Origin of the sequence: Puia sp. (assembly GCF_036500295.1) — a bacterium.
Taxonomy (GTDB): Bacteria; Bacteroidota; Bacteroidia; order Chitinophagales; family Chitinophagaceae; genus Puia.
This window is the reverse complement of sequence record NZ_DASYCH010000064.1, coordinates 1-15,242: the sequence shown is the minus strand read 5'-3', so window position 1 is coordinate 15,242 and position 15,242 is coordinate 1. Positions and strand designations below refer to the sequence as shown.

The 15,242-nt window shown below is 56.4% G+C and carries 11 protein-coding genes; 6 read left to right on the top strand and 5 right to left on the bottom strand.

Translation table 11 applies throughout. From position 1 onward, the window contains the following. Nucleotides 1-160 precede the first annotated feature (160 nt). Nucleotides 161-1,153 (top strand): IS110 family transposase, encoded by a 993-nt coding sequence (locus VGM48_RS13700; protein ID WP_331579995.1) that lies wholly within the window; start codon nt 161-163, stop codon nt 1,151-1,153. 89 nt (nt 1,154-1,242) lie between these two features. Further along, a complete protein-coding gene (locus tag VGM48_RS13695; RefSeq protein ID WP_331579993.1) occupies nt 1,243-1,968 on the top strand; it encodes a hypothetical protein in 726 nt (241 codons plus the stop codon). Between the two features lie 20 nt (nt 1,969-1,988). On the opposite strand, the gene VGM48_RS13690 is transcribed toward VGM48_RS13695, so the two are convergent. Beyond that, complete coding sequence (locus VGM48_RS13690) at nt 1,989-5,948, bottom strand: FG-GAP-like repeat-containing protein (protein WP_331579991.1); 3,960 nt, start codon at nt 5,946-5,948, stop codon at nt 1,989-1,991. Between the two features lie 27 nt (nt 5,949-5,975). Next, nucleotides 5,976-6,713, bottom strand: coding sequence for a carboxypeptidase-like regulatory domain-containing protein (locus tag VGM48_RS13685; protein WP_331579989.1), 738 nt, complete (start codon nt 6,711-6,713; stop codon nt 5,976-5,978). Between the two features lie 95 nt (nt 6,714-6,808). On the opposite strand from VGM48_RS13685, the gene VGM48_RS13680 reads away from it, so the two are divergent. Both VGM48_RS13680 and VGM48_RS13675 read left to right on the top strand, forming a co-directional pair. After that, nucleotides 6,809-7,846, top strand: coding sequence for a LacI family DNA-binding transcriptional regulator (locus tag VGM48_RS13680; RefSeq protein ID WP_331579987.1), 1,038 nt, complete (start codon nt 6,809-6,811; stop codon nt 7,844-7,846). Between the two features lie 233 nt (nt 7,847-8,079). After that, nucleotides 8,080-9,180, top strand: coding sequence for an aminoglycoside phosphotransferase family protein (locus VGM48_RS13675; RefSeq protein ID WP_331579985.1), 1,101 nt, complete (start codon nt 8,080-8,082; stop codon nt 9,178-9,180). On the opposite strand, the gene VGM48_RS13670 is transcribed toward VGM48_RS13675, so the two are convergent. Next, on the bottom strand, nt 9,131-10,450 hold the full coding sequence (locus VGM48_RS13670; protein ID WP_331579983.1) for an amidohydrolase family protein: 1,320 nt from the start codon (nt 10,448-10,450) through the stop codon (nt 9,131-9,133). The genes VGM48_RS13675 and VGM48_RS13670 overlap by 50 nt on opposite strands. Before the next feature lie 45 nt (nt 10,451-10,495). On the opposite strand from VGM48_RS13670, the gene VGM48_RS13665 reads away from it, so the two are divergent. Next, nucleotides 10,496-11,500, top strand: coding sequence for a glycoside hydrolase family 43 protein (locus VGM48_RS13665; protein ID WP_331579981.1), 1,005 nt, complete (start codon nt 10,496-10,498; stop codon nt 11,498-11,500). 65 nt (nt 11,501-11,565) lie between these two features. On the opposite strand, the gene VGM48_RS13660 is transcribed toward VGM48_RS13665, so the two are convergent. Both VGM48_RS13660 and VGM48_RS13655 read right to left on the bottom strand, forming a co-directional pair. Further along, a complete protein-coding gene (locus VGM48_RS13660; RefSeq protein ID WP_331579979.1) occupies nt 11,566-12,705 on the bottom strand; it encodes a S1/P1 nuclease in 1,140 nt (379 codons plus the stop codon). An 8-nt stretch (nt 12,706-12,713) separates the two neighbouring features. Then, entirely contained in the window at nt 12,714-14,939 is a 2,226-nt protein-coding gene (locus tag VGM48_RS13655; RefSeq protein ID WP_331579977.1) for a S9 family peptidase, read from the bottom strand. 99 nt (nt 14,940-15,038) lie between these two features. On the opposite strand from VGM48_RS13655, the gene VGM48_RS13650 reads away from it, so the two are divergent. Further along, nucleotides 15,039-15,242, top strand: a 204-nt coding sequence (locus VGM48_RS13650; protein ID WP_331579975.1) for a DUF6597 domain-containing transcriptional factor, incomplete at its 3' end; no start/stop codon positions are given.

The following is a 15,242-nucleotide window of genomic DNA, read 5'->3' as shown; positions in this document are numbered from 1 at the left end:
GAGGTGAACTACGAGTGCGACTGGAATTAACGGTTCCGAGTTGCGTATTAGACCTCTCTTCCTTTTCTGGTTGCCTCGCGCAAATTAGAATATTAGCCGTAATGGGCTATTAAAGGTCTTAGCAGCAGGGCAACTCTTTTTTATTCCTAAAAGTAAAGTTATGAAGATCAGTAACATCATGGGTATTGATGTATCAAAAAGCACTTTAGATTGTCATTTGTATGTTCAGCGGCAGCAGCTTGACGCCGTGGCCAATTCAGCTCAGGGGTTTAAACAACTGGGAAAATGGCTTAAAAAGCAGTGTAAAGGCCAGTTGGAAGAGGTATTGGTGGTGATGGAGCATACCGGGATCTATACCTATGGATTGGAGCAGTACTTGTATAGCCAGGGAATTGCCTATGTGAAAAGGCCAGCGCTGGATATTAAACGTTCCCTGGGGATGATCAGAGGCAAATCGGATAAGGCCGATGCGAGGTTTATCCGCAAATATGGGTGGATGCGCAAAGAAGAACTACAGCCTATGAAGCCGATGAGCGCCAATCTCCTGGAGCTTCAGCAATTGATGAACTATCGGGATAAATTAGTGGGTGACAAGGCTTCTTATCAGGCCAGGATAAAAGAGCTGGAAGGCCAGATGGGGCAGCAATTAAACTCAAAAATAAGCGAGTCCAGCACCTATATCATGCAGGTGCTGGGTCAGGAAATTAAGCAGTTGGAAGAAGCCATAAAAGAGCTATTGAAACAAGATCCGGGACTAAACAAAAATTACGAACTGGCCACCAGTGTTATCGGAATAGGCTTTGCTACCGCCGTTCATTTTATCATAGCCACAGAGAACTGCACCCGTTTCTCTGACGCCAGAAAGCTGATCTGTTATTGCGGAGTAGCTCCTTTTAAACATGAGTCCGGCAGTAGCATCCGGGGAAGAACGAAAGTGAGCCACCTGGCCAATAAAAAGTTGAAATGCCTGTTGACGATGGCCGCTATCTGTGCCGTACGGTGGGACCAGGACCTGAAGCGCAAATATGAACAAAAAGTAGCCGAGGGTAAGCCCAAAATGAGCGTAATAAACATCATCCGAGCCAAACTCGTCGAGCGATTGTTCGCCGTCGTAAAAAGACAGTCCAAATACGAAATCAGGCTGGCGGCCTAAAAAATATTTGGTTTTAACTTAGAATACGCTCCCTTGTACCGCAATGCAACGCTGATCGGTTTTCCCTTGTCATAGAGCAAAACTGCCAAATGAAAAAAGCCCCCCTTATCCTGGCGCTGATCATCTGCGTCGCCGCCTGCAAAAGGACCATCCATGACAGCGGCTGCATCTCCATCCTTCCCAGCCCCGCCACCCCCAAAACGGTCAACGCCAATCAACTCGACACGATCCGGTCCCTCTTCGCCGCCAACAACCTCTCCACGGCCGGCATGCATTTCACTACTTATAACAACCAAACTTACATGGCCTCAGGCATCACCACGCACTACCAGTCGGTGTTCGCCTCCCCGTTCATCAACGGCCTGCCCCTATTGGTCCCCCCATTCTATTATTGGACCTTTAAAGATGGCATCCTGAACCCATCGAGCACGCACAATTCCCAATACGACTATCCCGGTCCCGACAGCACAGGCCACCAAACCCCCGAAGCCCTCCGCAGTATTTTTATAAAAACTTTTCAGGCCGCGGTCACCTCCCGCGACAATGTTGTCGCAGTCACCCGCATGAACCTCAATGGGATCCAGCTCCACGACTCCTGTCTCGAGGCGGTATTAGGCTACATTGACGCCATCTATGCACCCGCAAGTACCGTAAAAGAATCGGGCAAAAAATTGGTGAAAGTATGGCAGGTAACAGTCGGCTCCCCGGGTCAGCCGGTGCGCGGCATCCCGACGGTCGTTTATATCGTGGACAGCTCCGGCGCCGCGCGAAGCCAGTTCCCAACGCAATGGGGCGTAGCCATCCCCATCGACTAAACCTTCTGACCCATAACCGGCTAGTCCACCTTCAGGATCCTCGCCGTCTTATTGATCTTATAAGAGTCACTGCTGTAGATCTTCACATTGTAAACCCCTCTGGGCAGCCCCGTCAGGTCCAGCACCGTCCCGTTCGACACATGACTCACCGTCAGCATCTGCCGCCCCTCCAGGTCCGAGATCACGACATCCAGCGTCGGATTGCCGTTGATATTCCAATAAACATTCAGACTGTTCTTCACCGGATTGGGATACAAACTCACAAACTGCCCGTTCCCAAGATCGATAAGCCCGCTGGCGACGAAAGAATAGGGGTCCGACACATCGGTCGTGCAACCCGCGATCGTCGCCTGAACGGTGTAGCTGCCCGTCTGCGTGGGATGATAACGCACATCCGTTGCACCCGGGATCGGTGTTCCGTTCAACATCCATTGATTACCCGTCGTATCGCTGGATACCAGGTCATTATTGGCATTCCGCGTGATCACCGGCGCAGCACCGCTCAGGATATTCACCTCCGCACTCGAATCCGCCGCCATCGTGATCCCGTTAGTCGTGACCCTTACCGAATAGACCCCGCTGGCCGTCGCCGTTAATATCGCCGCCGTATCCCCCGCCAGCATCGTCCCATCCTTATACCATTGATTGCCCGATCCGGCAGTGGACCCAAGGATCACCGACGCACCTCCGCAAGCCACGACAGGACCGTTCGGGCTGATCTGCGGGATGAAATGAAAACCGCCAAGCGAATCATTCCCCGAAGCCGTCCTCACCGCCACACTCCCCGAATTCCCATTCCCCACAACCGCACGAATCGTCTTCGCATCCACCACGGTAAAATGATCGACCGGCGCCCCACCCGCCGAAACAGCCACCACTCCCGTAAACCCACTCCCATTAATGGTCACCGTCTGTCCCTTCTCCGCACTGTCAGGCACCACCGAATGGATCGACGGATCACCCATCCTGTTCCGGTATACGACCAGACTATTCTGATCGGCCGCAACCGCAAGCAGATCGGGCTTGCCATCCCCATCCACATCCGCCACCGCCGTAAAGACATCAAGACTGCCGGGACTGAGATCTACATTGTTATTAAACGAGAAAAGACCTACCGCCGCGGACGTATTCTGGAACACCGACAGCTTGCCCGTCACCATCTCACCCGAACAAAGGTCCACCTTCCCGTCGCCGTTGATATCGGCAAAACTCAGCGTGGTCGGCGGATGCGTCAGGTTCTGCTGCAAAAACAACGTCACATTCCCCGCCGTACTCGTATTGCGGAAAAGACTGACGGTATTAAGCGAATAATTCGAAACCCCGACATCGGGCTTCCCATCCCCATCCAGATCGGCAGTGGCGACAAAAGTGGCATTGGCCCCCTCAGCCAGGTCATAATCCGTACTGACGCCCATCGACAGCACACCCCCGCTGCTCTGATTCCGGTACACCGAGATATCGCTGCTGCTGAAATTGGTAATCACCACATCGGGCTTGCCGTCATTGTCAAGGTCCGTCACCGCCAGATTCTCGGCATGCCCAAGCGCGGTATAAGAGACGGCCGGGTCAAACGCGATCACCCCCGCCGTCGACCGGTTCAAATAGATCGACCAGATCGCCGAGTTACCACTCGGCACCAGGATATCCGTCTTCCCATCCCCATTCATATCGGCAAGGACGACATCCGTCGATCCATTGCCGGTCGGATAATCCACCCTCGGAGCAAAACTAAGTGCTCCCGAAACGCTCGTGTTCCGGTACACCGAGAACGAACTCGCATTCCCATTATTGAAATTCACTTCCACAAGATCCAGCTTGCCATCCCCATCGATATCCCCCATCGCCACCTTGATCACATCGGGCCCCGTCGGCAGCGACATCGCCGGCGCAAAAGCCACAGCCCCCGGCACACTGGTGTTCAACAACACCGAAAGACTGTTATCATTCGCGTTCCCCGTCACGACATCCACCTTGCCGTCGCCATCGAGATCACCCGCCGCAAGCGTCCGCGGCCAATAACCCGTCCTCACCCGCACCGCCGCCGCAAACGACCGGTTGGTAATAGTAGGACTATCCACCGTAAAGGAAACGCTAAAAGGTTTCGAAGAATACGCCGTCAGACCATTGGTCGTCACACTCACCGGCTGATAGGCAGCCCCCGTCGGCACTGTCACCGTCAGCGAGCCCGTACTCGCAGCCGTTACCGTCGCGGGCACCCCGCCAAAGTAAACGGTATTGGCAGCAGGAGTGGCGCCGAAATTCGTACCCGACAACACCACGCTGCTACCCACGGCGCCCGAACCCGGACTTACATCCGTGATCGTGGGCACCCCAAATACAAAGCTCCCAAACGAGACCGATCCCATCGGCGTCGTCACCATCACGGCGCCGCTGGCGCCCGCCCCAACCGTGGCCGTTATCTGGTTCGGCGAGTTCAACGTAAAAGAAGCCGCGGCCACCCCGCCAAAGCTCACCGCCGTCGCACCCGTTAAATTGGATCCATTAATGGTAACCACCGTCCCCGCAAGCCCGATAGTTGGAGTAAAGCCGCTGATCAGCGGCCCGTCATAGGTAAACCCGCCCAACGCCGCAACCCCATAAGGCGTGGTCACACTGACATTTCCGCTGGCTCCCACCCCCACAACCGCATCCACGCTCGTCGCCGGCGTCCCGGTAAAGCTCTGCGCCGCCACACCGCCAAAACTCACGGCCGTGGCGCCGCCAAGGTTGACACCGGTGATCGTGACATGCCCGCCGCTGTTCGCATGCGCAGGTGTAAAGCCCGTCACCTCGGGCGCTATATTGGCGCCGATGATATTTCTCAACACACTGATCGTCGGGGCCGCACTATTGGCCACCGCTATATCCGGCCTCGAATCCCCATCCAGGTCTGCCACCGCCACACTCAACGGATCCGCATCCACGTCATATTCGACATGCGCCGCAAAAGAGATGGTACCCGAAGAGCCGGTATTATGAAAGGCAGAGATATTATTGGTAAATCGGTTGGGACAGATAAGATCGGCCTTGCCATCCGCATCCAGGTCGGCGATCACCACCCCCACGGCATAGCTCGCAGTATAAAAATTCTGCGCGCCGCCAAACACAAGGCTGCCCGTGGTGGACTCATTCCTCACGACGATGATCGCCGCAGCCGCCGCTTCGGCGATATCCGGCTTCCCATCCCCGTCAAGATCGCCGATAGCCACCGTAAACCCGCTCCCCGAAGCAATCCCGATCGGCGTCCCAAAGGAGAACGCCCCCACGGTGGACAGGTTCTTCACGGCATACAAAGCAGCCCCCGTCCCCTGCGTACTCACGACAAGATCGGCCTTGCCATCTCCATCCAGGTCCCCGATCGCCACGCCATAAGGCGCCAACCCAACCGTCAGGTCCACCCGCGGCGCAAAAGAAAAATTTCCCTGAGTACTCGTATTCCGAAAAAGCGAGATCTGCGTCCCGCCGTTATTGGCCACCGCCAGATCCGGTTTCCCATCCCCGTCAAGATCGCCGATCGCCACACTGTACGGCGCATCCACCACCGCAAGATCCTGCGCCCCCGAAAAACTGATGACACCCCCGCTGCCCGTATTTCGAAAAAGCGAGATCGAATTCAGATCGATGGCATTCGTCAGCACGATATCCGGCTTGCCGTCCCCATCCAGGTCACCCACGGCCGCACCCTCATGATCCGTCCCCGTCGCGGTAAGACCCAGGGGCACACTAAATACAATGCTCCCACCGGTACTCGCATTCGTCAGCACATCGACAACACCCGAACTCCCCCGCGAAACGACAAGATCTGGCTTGCCGTCCTGGTTGAGATCGCCAAACACCACAAAATGCGGATAGGCGCCGAGTGTGTCGGCTTTCTTCGGCATAAAAGAAGTAGGAATGAACGGCCCACCGGGCGTAGGTTGTTGGGCGAATCCAAAAGCAGTCAGCAGAAACGCTCCTAGCAGTAAGGTTATTTTTTTCATTAGGCGGTCTATGGCAACCACAATGTACTACTCTTTATGCAGCACCTTCCAATTCTCCTCAAATATTCGCCCCCACTCCTGAATATATTTGTAGAATTCATAATCCGTATCACAGCTCTGGACAAAGGAATAGGTCGGCCGGTACTGCCGCATAAAGCTGTCCAGCTTCGGCGGCTCCAGACCCGTGACCCGGCGCACCATCGCCCGGTTCCACCGGTGATCGATATACTTATCCTGTTCCTCGTCCTCCAGCCGCTTCTGCAACGCCAGCATCCGCCGGTTGGCCTTCGGGTTCAGCAGCATATCAAGATCGAGCCCCACCCCAAAACCCGGCCGCCGCATATTGCTGCTTTTCATATTCTTCAAATAACCCGGCGCATAGTCGAATACTTTCTGATACTCCTTCCGGTTCTCAAGCGAATCAACCCGGTAGTTGGGTTCCCGCACCAGCACCGTAGGCAGCGAATCGATGGCCACCGCCAGGCTCATGTCAAAAGGCACCCCCACCGGAATTTCGCTGACAGGGAACATACTCGTCTTCCGCCCCAGATAAGAAAAGGAAATACTGTCGCCCGACGGCACCCGGATATGATACCGCCCCGCCGAATCCGTCACCGTACCAATGCCGCTGCTGCTCATCACGCTCACCGCCGGCAGGACAAATCGCTGGGTCTGATCATAAACAGTGCCTTTGATCGTAACCTGCGCCAACGCCACCGGCCCACCGAGCATGAACCCAAAAAACAACAACAAGTACGTTTTCATTGAAAGCGAAAACTAATCAGCTCCCTCTGTACACCTTGAAAACGGCTTGTTATTTAATAGTTTTTTAATTTGGCCCTAGCCCCTACATTTACCGCGTGAAAGAAAAACTCCCCACCATCAAAGAGATCGCCCGGCAGCTCAATGTCTCGGTATCAACCGTGAGCCGCGCCCTCCACGACCACCCCGGCATCGGCCTGCGGACGAAGATGCGCGTGCAACAACTCGCCCGCCAGCTCGACTACGAACCCAATCAGACGGCCATCTTCTTCAAACAACGCAAAACCTTCACCATCGGCGTCGTCCTCCCCAACCTCGGCGAAGAGTTCTTCTCCCAGGCCATTAACGGCATCGAAGAGATCGCCATCCGCAATAAATACAGCGTGCTCATCGGCCAGTCCAAAGATGACGTCGACCGCGAACGCCAGATCGTCGCCACCATGAAAAACAACCGCGTCGACGGCCTCATCGTCTCCCTCAGCAAGAACACCACCAGCTACGACCACTTCACCGCCCTGAAAAAATTCAATATCCCCGTCGTCTTCTTCGACCGCGTCCCCGCCACCCCCGACTTCAACAAGGTCTACTCGAATATGAACAGCGGCACCCGCGAAGCCATCGAGTTCCTCATCGACAAAGGCCATCGCCGCATCGGCGTCATCAACGGCCCCGAAGAAATGCGCTCTTCTCATGAACGCACCGAAACCTATAAACAGGTGTTCATCCGCAAACGGCTAAAGATCGACCTGGGCCTCGTCACCTCCACCGATCTTACAAAAGAAGGCACCCACCGCGCCATGCAGCATCTCCTCAGCCAACGCCCAAAACCAACCGCCATCCTCGTCATAAACGACTATATCGCCCTCGATGCCATGCAATACGCCCGGCAGCAAAAACTAAAGATCAATAAGGATATCTGCTTCGTCAGCTACGCCAACCTCCCGATAACCCATTACCTCGAACACCCGCCCATGGCCTCCGTCGAACAATACCCCTATTTACAAGGCGCAAAGGCCGCCGAAGTCCTCGTCGATCTCATCGCCCGCGATAATCAAAGCGACCCTCAAAAAGCCGAACCCGAATCCTATCTCAACTTCGTCATCAACGGCCAGCTCATCATCCACTCCCGCCGCTAGCCCCGCCCTCTCCCGCCTCCACTCGCCGCTAGCCCGTCCTTTCCCGCCTCCACTCGCCGCCAGCCCGTCCTCTCCCGCCTCCACTCGCCGCCAGCCCGCCCTCTCCCCGCAATCCGTCTCTCCCCGCATCTGTCCCTATCCATCCCCCGCCAGTCGCCCCCAATTTCGTGCAATCGTTTGCATCACCGGCGCTCCCTCCCGGGCCGTACATTTAATCGCTCAACCCGTGATAAATGCTGGATGCCGTCTTAGCCGCGTATGGATTCCCTCCCGACACACCCGTAACCCCACACGGAAGCGGTCTCATCAACCGAACCTATACCGTCCGCGCCGGCAACGACAAGTTCATCCTACAACGAATAAACCAGGATATTTTTTCCTCGCCGGCCCTCATCGCCGAAAACATCGAAAAAGTCGGCGGCTATCTCTTAACCCACTTTCCCGACGCCGTTTTTCCGCGACCGGTGCCCGCATTATCAGGTTCCACCCTGGTGAGCACCGGTCCGGACGGCTTCTTCCGCCTCTTTCCCTTTATTAAAGATTCCATCACCGTCGACGTCGTCGACCACCCCGGCCAGGCCTTCGAAGCAGCCCGCCAATTCGGCGCCTTTACCCGGATGATGACAGGCTTTCCAGTCGGGCAGCTCCACGAAACCCTGCCCCATTTCCACGATCTTCCCCTCCGCTATCGCACCTTCCGCGAAGCCCTCGCAAAAGGCTACCCCGACCGCCTCCGCAAAGCAGGCGAACTGATCGGCTACCTCGCCACCCAACACCACCTGGTCACCCGCTACGAAGAGATCCTTTCCAACCCCGGCTTCAAACTTCGCGTCACCCACCACGACACAAAGATCAGCAACGTGCTCTTCGACCGGCACGATAAAGGGATCTGCGTGATCGATCTCGATACCGTCATGCCGGGCTACTTCATCAGCGACGTCGGCGATATGTTCAGAACCTATCTTTCACCAGTAAGCGAAGAAGAAGGCGATACTTCCCGCATCGCGGTCCGCCTGGAATACTTTGAAGCCATTGTAAGAGGATATCTCGAAGAAATGATCGACGTCCTGACCCCTGAAGAAAAAAGATCATTCGTCTATGCCGGAGAATTCCTGCTCTATATGCAGGCCCTTCGTTTTATCACCGATTACCTCCTCGGCGACCCCTACTACGGCAGCAGCTACGAAGGACACAACTACGTCCGCGCGCTCAACCAGGCCACGCTGCTCCAGCGTTTCAGCGAACAAACGCCGGCACTGAAGAATATCGCCGCCCGGATACTGGCTACTGAACCACGATCTCGCCGCCCTTCATCACAAAATGAACATTCATGATCGCGTGGATATCGGTATCCAGATCCCCATCCACCGCAAGGATATCCGCAAAATACCCCTGCTTCAAAACACCGACCTCACCCGCCCAATTCAACTGCCTGCTCGCATTCACCGTCGCAAACTGCAACGCCTTCGCCACGGGAACCCCCGACTCCACATACCCGATGATCGTATGCTTCGAAAGGGCCGCAAAAGGAAGTTTGACATCCACATAATCATCCGATCCTGCCGCTACGGTCACCCCGGCCCTCAGCGCCGCTCTCAACCGCAACCCAAGATATCGCCGGAATCCCATGACCCTGGGGATCGCCGTCTTGTCATCGGGATTCGCCAGCTGCGCATACTTCGTAAAGATGAGGCTGTCCCCATCGGTCGGCACAAAGATCACGCCCTTCCTCGCCATCAGCTGAAAGGTCGTATCATCCACACTGTACCCATGCTCGATCCCGTCCACCCCGCCAATGACGGCATTATACACCGCCCGGTTGTCCGTGGCATGCGCCGTTACGCGAAGGCCATAACGATGCGCCTCCCCGACGATCGCCTTGATCTCCTCCACGCTTAACATCGTATTATTGGGAGTATTATTGGCATAGATTTTTATCACATCAGCCCCCTGCGTCACATTTTCCCGAACCGCCTGAACACCATCTTCCGCCCCCTTTACAACCCGGTACTCATCGGCCACAAGGTCCCGGTGCTTATAGATCAGCCCCGGCAGTTGCCCGCCTTCCGATGACAACCCACGCCCCGCACAGCGCATCCTCGGTCCCGGCACCAACCCCTCCTCGATCGCCCGCCGCAACGCGACATCCCCATACTGACCCGAATTCCCCAGGTCCTCCACCGACGTGATCCCCGCATCCAGATAGGCCCGCGCCCGCGCCGTCCCATAGATGGCCCGGTATGCATCCCCCTCCGTCGTCAATTCCTTGATCATATCCATCGACTCCACCCGGTTGCCCGGATGAAGTTCCTCCCGGTACAGCAGATGCGTGTGACAATCGATAAGCCCAGGCAACACGGTATAGGCGGAGAGGTCCACCACCTGCCGCCCGGCACGATCCGCCTCGCTCAACTCCTGCTCCGTGCGGACAGCCTCTATCTTCTTGTCTTTGACAAGGATGACCATATGGGTCTTGAACACGCCGGTCTCGCTGTCAAAAAATTTACCGGCCTTGATCAGGTAAGAAGTCGTGGGCGCCGTCACCTGGCCCCGCGCCATCATCGCGCCCGACATCAGCAGCGCGGCAAAGAGGAAATTTTTCATGCCCTAAGTTACAAAGCCGTCCCCATTTCACCCTAATTTGCAGTCATGAGAAAACTCACCCTCCTCTTCAGCGCCCTCCTCACCCTTCTCCTCGCAACCGCCCAGGCCCCAGCATCGGCCCAAACCTCCGCGGCCGCGAAACCCACCTCCGGCAACCCGATCTTCCCCGGCTGGTACGCCGACCCCGAAGCCGCCATCTTCGACAACACCTACTGGGTCTACCCCACCTTCTCCGACAAATACAACAAGCAAGTCTTCTTCGACGCCTTCTCCTCCCCCGACCTCATCCACTGGACAAAACACCCCCATATCCTCGATACCACCGCCGTCCGCTGGGCCCATCGCGCCATGTGGGCGCCCGCCATCACAAAAAACAACGGTAAATACTACTTCTTCTTCGCCGCCAACGATATCCAGAACGACAGCGCCATCGGCGGCATCGGCGTCGCCGTGGCCGACAACCCCGGCGGCCCCTATAAAGACTACCTGAAAAAGCCCCTCATCGACAAATTCCACAACGGCGCCCAACCCATCGATATGGCCGTCTTCCAGGATAAGGACGGGCAATACTATATGATCTATGGCGGTTGGCGCCATTGCAACATCGCCCGGCTAAAACCCGACTTCACCGGCTTCGAACCCTTCCCCGACGGCACGACTTTCAAAGAGATCACACCAAAAGACTATGTCGAAGGGCCCTGGATGTTCAGCCGCAACGGTAAATATTATTTCATGTGGTCCGAAGGCGGCTGGGGCGGCCCCAACTATTCCGTCGCCTACGCCATCGCCGACAAACCCACCGGCCCCTTCCAACGGATCGGCAAGATCCTCCAACAGGACACCGCCGTCGCCACCGGCGCCGGCCACCACTCGGTCATCCATATCCCAAACACCGACGAATACTACATCGTCTACCACCGCCGCCCCCTCGGCGAAACCGACGCCAACCATCGCGTCACCTGCATCGACCGCATGTCCTTCGACGCCGACGGCCGCATCCACCCCGTCACCATCACAAAAACCGGCGTCCCCGCCCGGCCGCTACGGTAACCCCTTAAACGAAGAGAGGTCGCCCTCACGGGCGACCTCTCTTTTTATTGATCATTGTTCTCGATCTATTCCTTTTCGATCATCTTCGCATCCCGCACCACGATCTCCGGCTTCCCCTTATACATCTCCACTTTCCCCGTCACCCGGATCATCTTCCCATCGATCTCCTTCGCCATCCCCGTCGCCTCACCCCGCAAAACCACCGTCAGCGGCTGATCGGGGAAAGCCGCACCAAGATTCACCAGCGTCAACCCATCCAACGCCTTATAGCCAAACACCTTCGCCGTCACCGTGACCGTCTCGCCCACATGCGCCGCCGCATCCTTAGCCTCGAGCTTCCCGGCATTCGCGCCTGCGCCCGCACCGGCATTCGAACCGGCGCCATTCCCCGCGCCCGAACCGGCCGTCGCCGGTCCTACCACAACACCATGGGCAAACAAACTGTTCAGCACCCCGGCCAGCCGGATACCCGCCTGCTCAAGCCGCTGTTCCACCGTCGCAATATGCTCCTCATAGTACTTATCATCGATCGCCCGGCTCTTCATCGCATCCACCTCGGCATATAACTTCGAAGTAATGGTATAACTCTCCCACATCCACTTGATCATCGGGTCCTTCTGCCACTGACTGATCTGCGCCGGCGTAGCATGATCCACCTTCTCGGCCAGCTGCTCATAACCCAGCCCCAGCCGGTCGATCAGCTTACTGTCCCAGATGCTATGCAGGTTCGTCCCGGTTCCGTTGAAATTCAACTGAATGGAATTGCCGCCCTTGTCTTCGGCCCGGCTCACATGCATCGGCTGATGCAGATCGCCCACAAAATGCACGATAAACTTCAGCGCCTCCACCTTCTTTTCCCGCGGCGTCGCCGGATCGACCACCTTCTTTTCCATCTTCTGCAACGCACTGTAAACATTCTCCTCGCTCATCCCCTGCACCTTCTTCTGGAATTCCGCAAAGTTCAACCCCAACGGCAGGTTCACATAATGCCAGGACCCCGTCTGCCGGTACTCCGCCTGACCGCGGATCTCATCGGCCCAGGTACTCACATCGGCAAGCGTCTCGCTCCCCAATAGTTCCTGCACCGCCGCACTCGCCGCGGGAGTCAGATGCTTCGCGGCAATCTTCCCCACGGTCCGATGCCCCGTAACACCCCAGGAAAGTAATCCAACGGCAATTAAAACAATAAGTATTCTCTTTTTCATAAACTGATTTATTGCATATTCCTCGGATCAGTCTTCGGCTTCATTTGATACTCATGCGGCGGTATCGCCCCCATCAGATTGGTCACAAAATAATCCCACCGCCGCCGCATCATATACGGCCCATTTGGCCCATATCCATGCGGACTGTTCGGGAAGACCACCAGGTCATAATCCTTATTGGCCTTCTCCAGGGCCTCCACCACCAGCAGCGTGTTGGCCGGCGGCACATTGTTGTCCATCAGGCCATGCGCCAGCATCAGCTTCCCTTTCAGGTTCTTCGCATAGTTCTCATTCGCCTGCGCGGTATAGTTATCCGTCCCGTCGGCATTCTTCACCAGCAACCCGTCATACCGCTCGCCCCAGTCGTCCTCATAGTTGCGGTTGTCATGATTACCCGACTCCGAAATGCCGACCTTAAAGAAATCCGGGTACCGGAACATCGCTCCTGCCGTCGCAAAACCACCGCCGCTATGCCCCCAGATGCCAACCCGGTCCACATCGATAAACGGATATCGCCTGCCCAACTGCTGGATGCCCGACACCTGATCCGGCAATGTATTCTCCGCCATATTCCCATAGGCCATATCATGAAAACTCTTCGACCGGTACGGATTACTCGTCCCCTCGATCTCCACCACGATAAACCCGAGCTCCGCCAACGCCTGGTTGTCATTACGCGAAGCCGCAAAACCCCAGTTGCCGACACTACCCCCTTGTGGACCGGGATAGATATAATCGATGATCGGATATTTCTTCGTACTGTCGAGGTGCTTCGGTGTGAACAGCAACCCATAGATATCGGTCTTGCCATCATGCGCCTTCACGCTAAACAACTTCGGCGCCTGCCAGCCCGCCGCCACCAGTCTCGACACATCCGCCTTCTCCAGCGGCGTCACCACCTTTCCTTCCGCATTCCGCAACACCGCGACAGGCGGCGTCTCCGGTGTCGACCAGCTGTCGACAAAATAATCGCCCGATGGCGAGAGGGCAACGGTATGGTTACCTTCCTCCGGCGTCAGCAGCTGCAGCTTCTTTCCATCAAAGCCCACCTTATAAAAATGATTGAAATAAGGACAGCCCGGCTCCCGGCCCACCGCCATAAAATAGATCTCACGTTTTTTCTCATCCACCTTCACCAGCCGCGACACCACCCATTCCCCCTGCGTGATCGGATTCTTCACCTTTCCGGTCGTCGCATCATAGAGGTAAAGATGACCAAAGTTATCCCGCTCCGAATACCAGATGATCTCGTTTGTCTTGGCCAGGTAACGCCAATCAATAGCGCCTCTGCCTGATTCAAACTGTGTAGCCACATCCTCCTGGAACACCTCCCTCACCGCGCCCGTAGCGGCATCCGCGATCCTGAACTTCTCATGTTTGTGATCCCGCGAGGTCGAAACAAAGGCCAGCTGCGCGTCATCCTCCGCCCAGTCCACATCGTCAAAGGTTCCGCTGCTCGCGATATCATCGCTCAGCGTTGCGCGGTGCGGGTCCGGCGGCACATTCAGCACGATCACTTTCTTCGCATCCACATCGACGATGATGCGCTGGATCATCGGGATCACCGAATCCCCCGGCAACGGATACTTCCAGGCACGCAGCGTAGGCTTGCCCACATTCGTCGTCACCAGGTACATATCGCTGACATGGCGTTGATCGTCCTTAAAAGTCGCGATCTTCTTCCCGTCGGCGCTCCATCGCAATATCGGCCCCTCACCGGTCTTCCATCCGGCATTATCGGTCGCATAGCCAAAATCTTTTTCTCCGTCGGTCGTCAGCTGCACCTCCTGCCCCGTGGCCACTTCCTTCACCCACAGGTTCCAATCCCGGATAAACGCAGCCCGCTTTCCATCCGGCGAAAGCACTTCGAGCCCACCGCCCCTGCCGCCGCGGCCGCGCCGCCCTTCGCCGAGCTTCGACGCATCAAACGGCTTGCCCAGAGCAGTGGAGATCGCCTGCGCCAGCGCCCCCCGGTCGGCATAGGTCGTCTTCCCTTTCTTCGCCGCATCCACCAGCACAAACTCACTCGACGTCGGAGTCAGCACCCGGTACCAGAACAGGCTCGCCGAAACCCAGTTCGGCTGAACCATCGCCCGGTCCATCAGCGGTTCGGTATTGTAATTAAGCATGCTCTCGGCATGCGCATACTCATCGGTGGTGATCACGCGGGGCGATTGTGCTCCGACGGTCACCGCAATAGCTAGACAGGCAGTCGTCAATAAACTTTTATTCATAATATGAGTGGAGATTTGTAAGGTCAGTTAAGAGGCGCCGAATATAAGAAATTATACAAGATTATACCTATATTCATTAAGCCTTCGGCATTCCCGACCATGTTCTACCACGAATACCCACCGCCACCCGTCCTCCAACCCTACATCCAATGCTTCTGGATGCTGGAACACGACTACCGCGAACCCTGCCATACCCACGAACACCTCTGGGCCGATACCCATACCGAACTCCTTTTCATCTCCGGCGAACGCTACTACCGCCGCGACACCGCCAACGCCCCAGCTAACTCCCCCGCAAGCTCC

Coding starts and splice junctions, on each gene's coding strand:
- VGM48_RS13700 (WP_331579995.1), top strand. CDS start 161: ATGAAGATCAGTAACATCATGGGTATTGATGTATCAAAAAGCACTTTA.
- VGM48_RS13695 (WP_331579993.1), top strand. CDS start 1,243: ATGAAAAAAGCCCCCCTTATCCTGGCGCTGATCATCTGCGTCGCCGCC.
- VGM48_RS13690 (WP_331579991.1), bottom strand. CDS start 5,948: ATGAAAAAAATAACCTTACTGCTAGGAGCGTTTCTGCTGACTGCTTTT.
- VGM48_RS13685 (WP_331579989.1), bottom strand. CDS start 6,713: ATGAAAACGTACTTGTTGTTGTTTTTTGGGTTCATGCTCGGTGGGCCG.
- VGM48_RS13675 (WP_331579985.1), top strand. CDS start 8,080: ATGCTGGATGCCGTCTTAGCCGCGTATGGATTCCCTCCCGACACACCC.
- VGM48_RS13670 (WP_331579983.1), bottom strand. CDS start 10,450: ATGAAAAATTTCCTCTTTGCCGCGCTGCTGATGTCGGGCGCGATGATG.
- VGM48_RS13665 (WP_331579981.1), top strand. CDS start 10,496: ATGAGAAAACTCACCCTCCTCTTCAGCGCCCTCCTCACCCTTCTCCTC.
- VGM48_RS13660 (WP_331579979.1), bottom strand. CDS start 12,705: ATGAAAAAGAGAATACTTATTGTTTTAATTGCCGTTGGATTACTTTCC.
- VGM48_RS13655 (WP_331579977.1), bottom strand. CDS start 14,939: ATGAATAAAAGTTTATTGACGACTGCCTGTCTAGCTATTGCGGTGACC.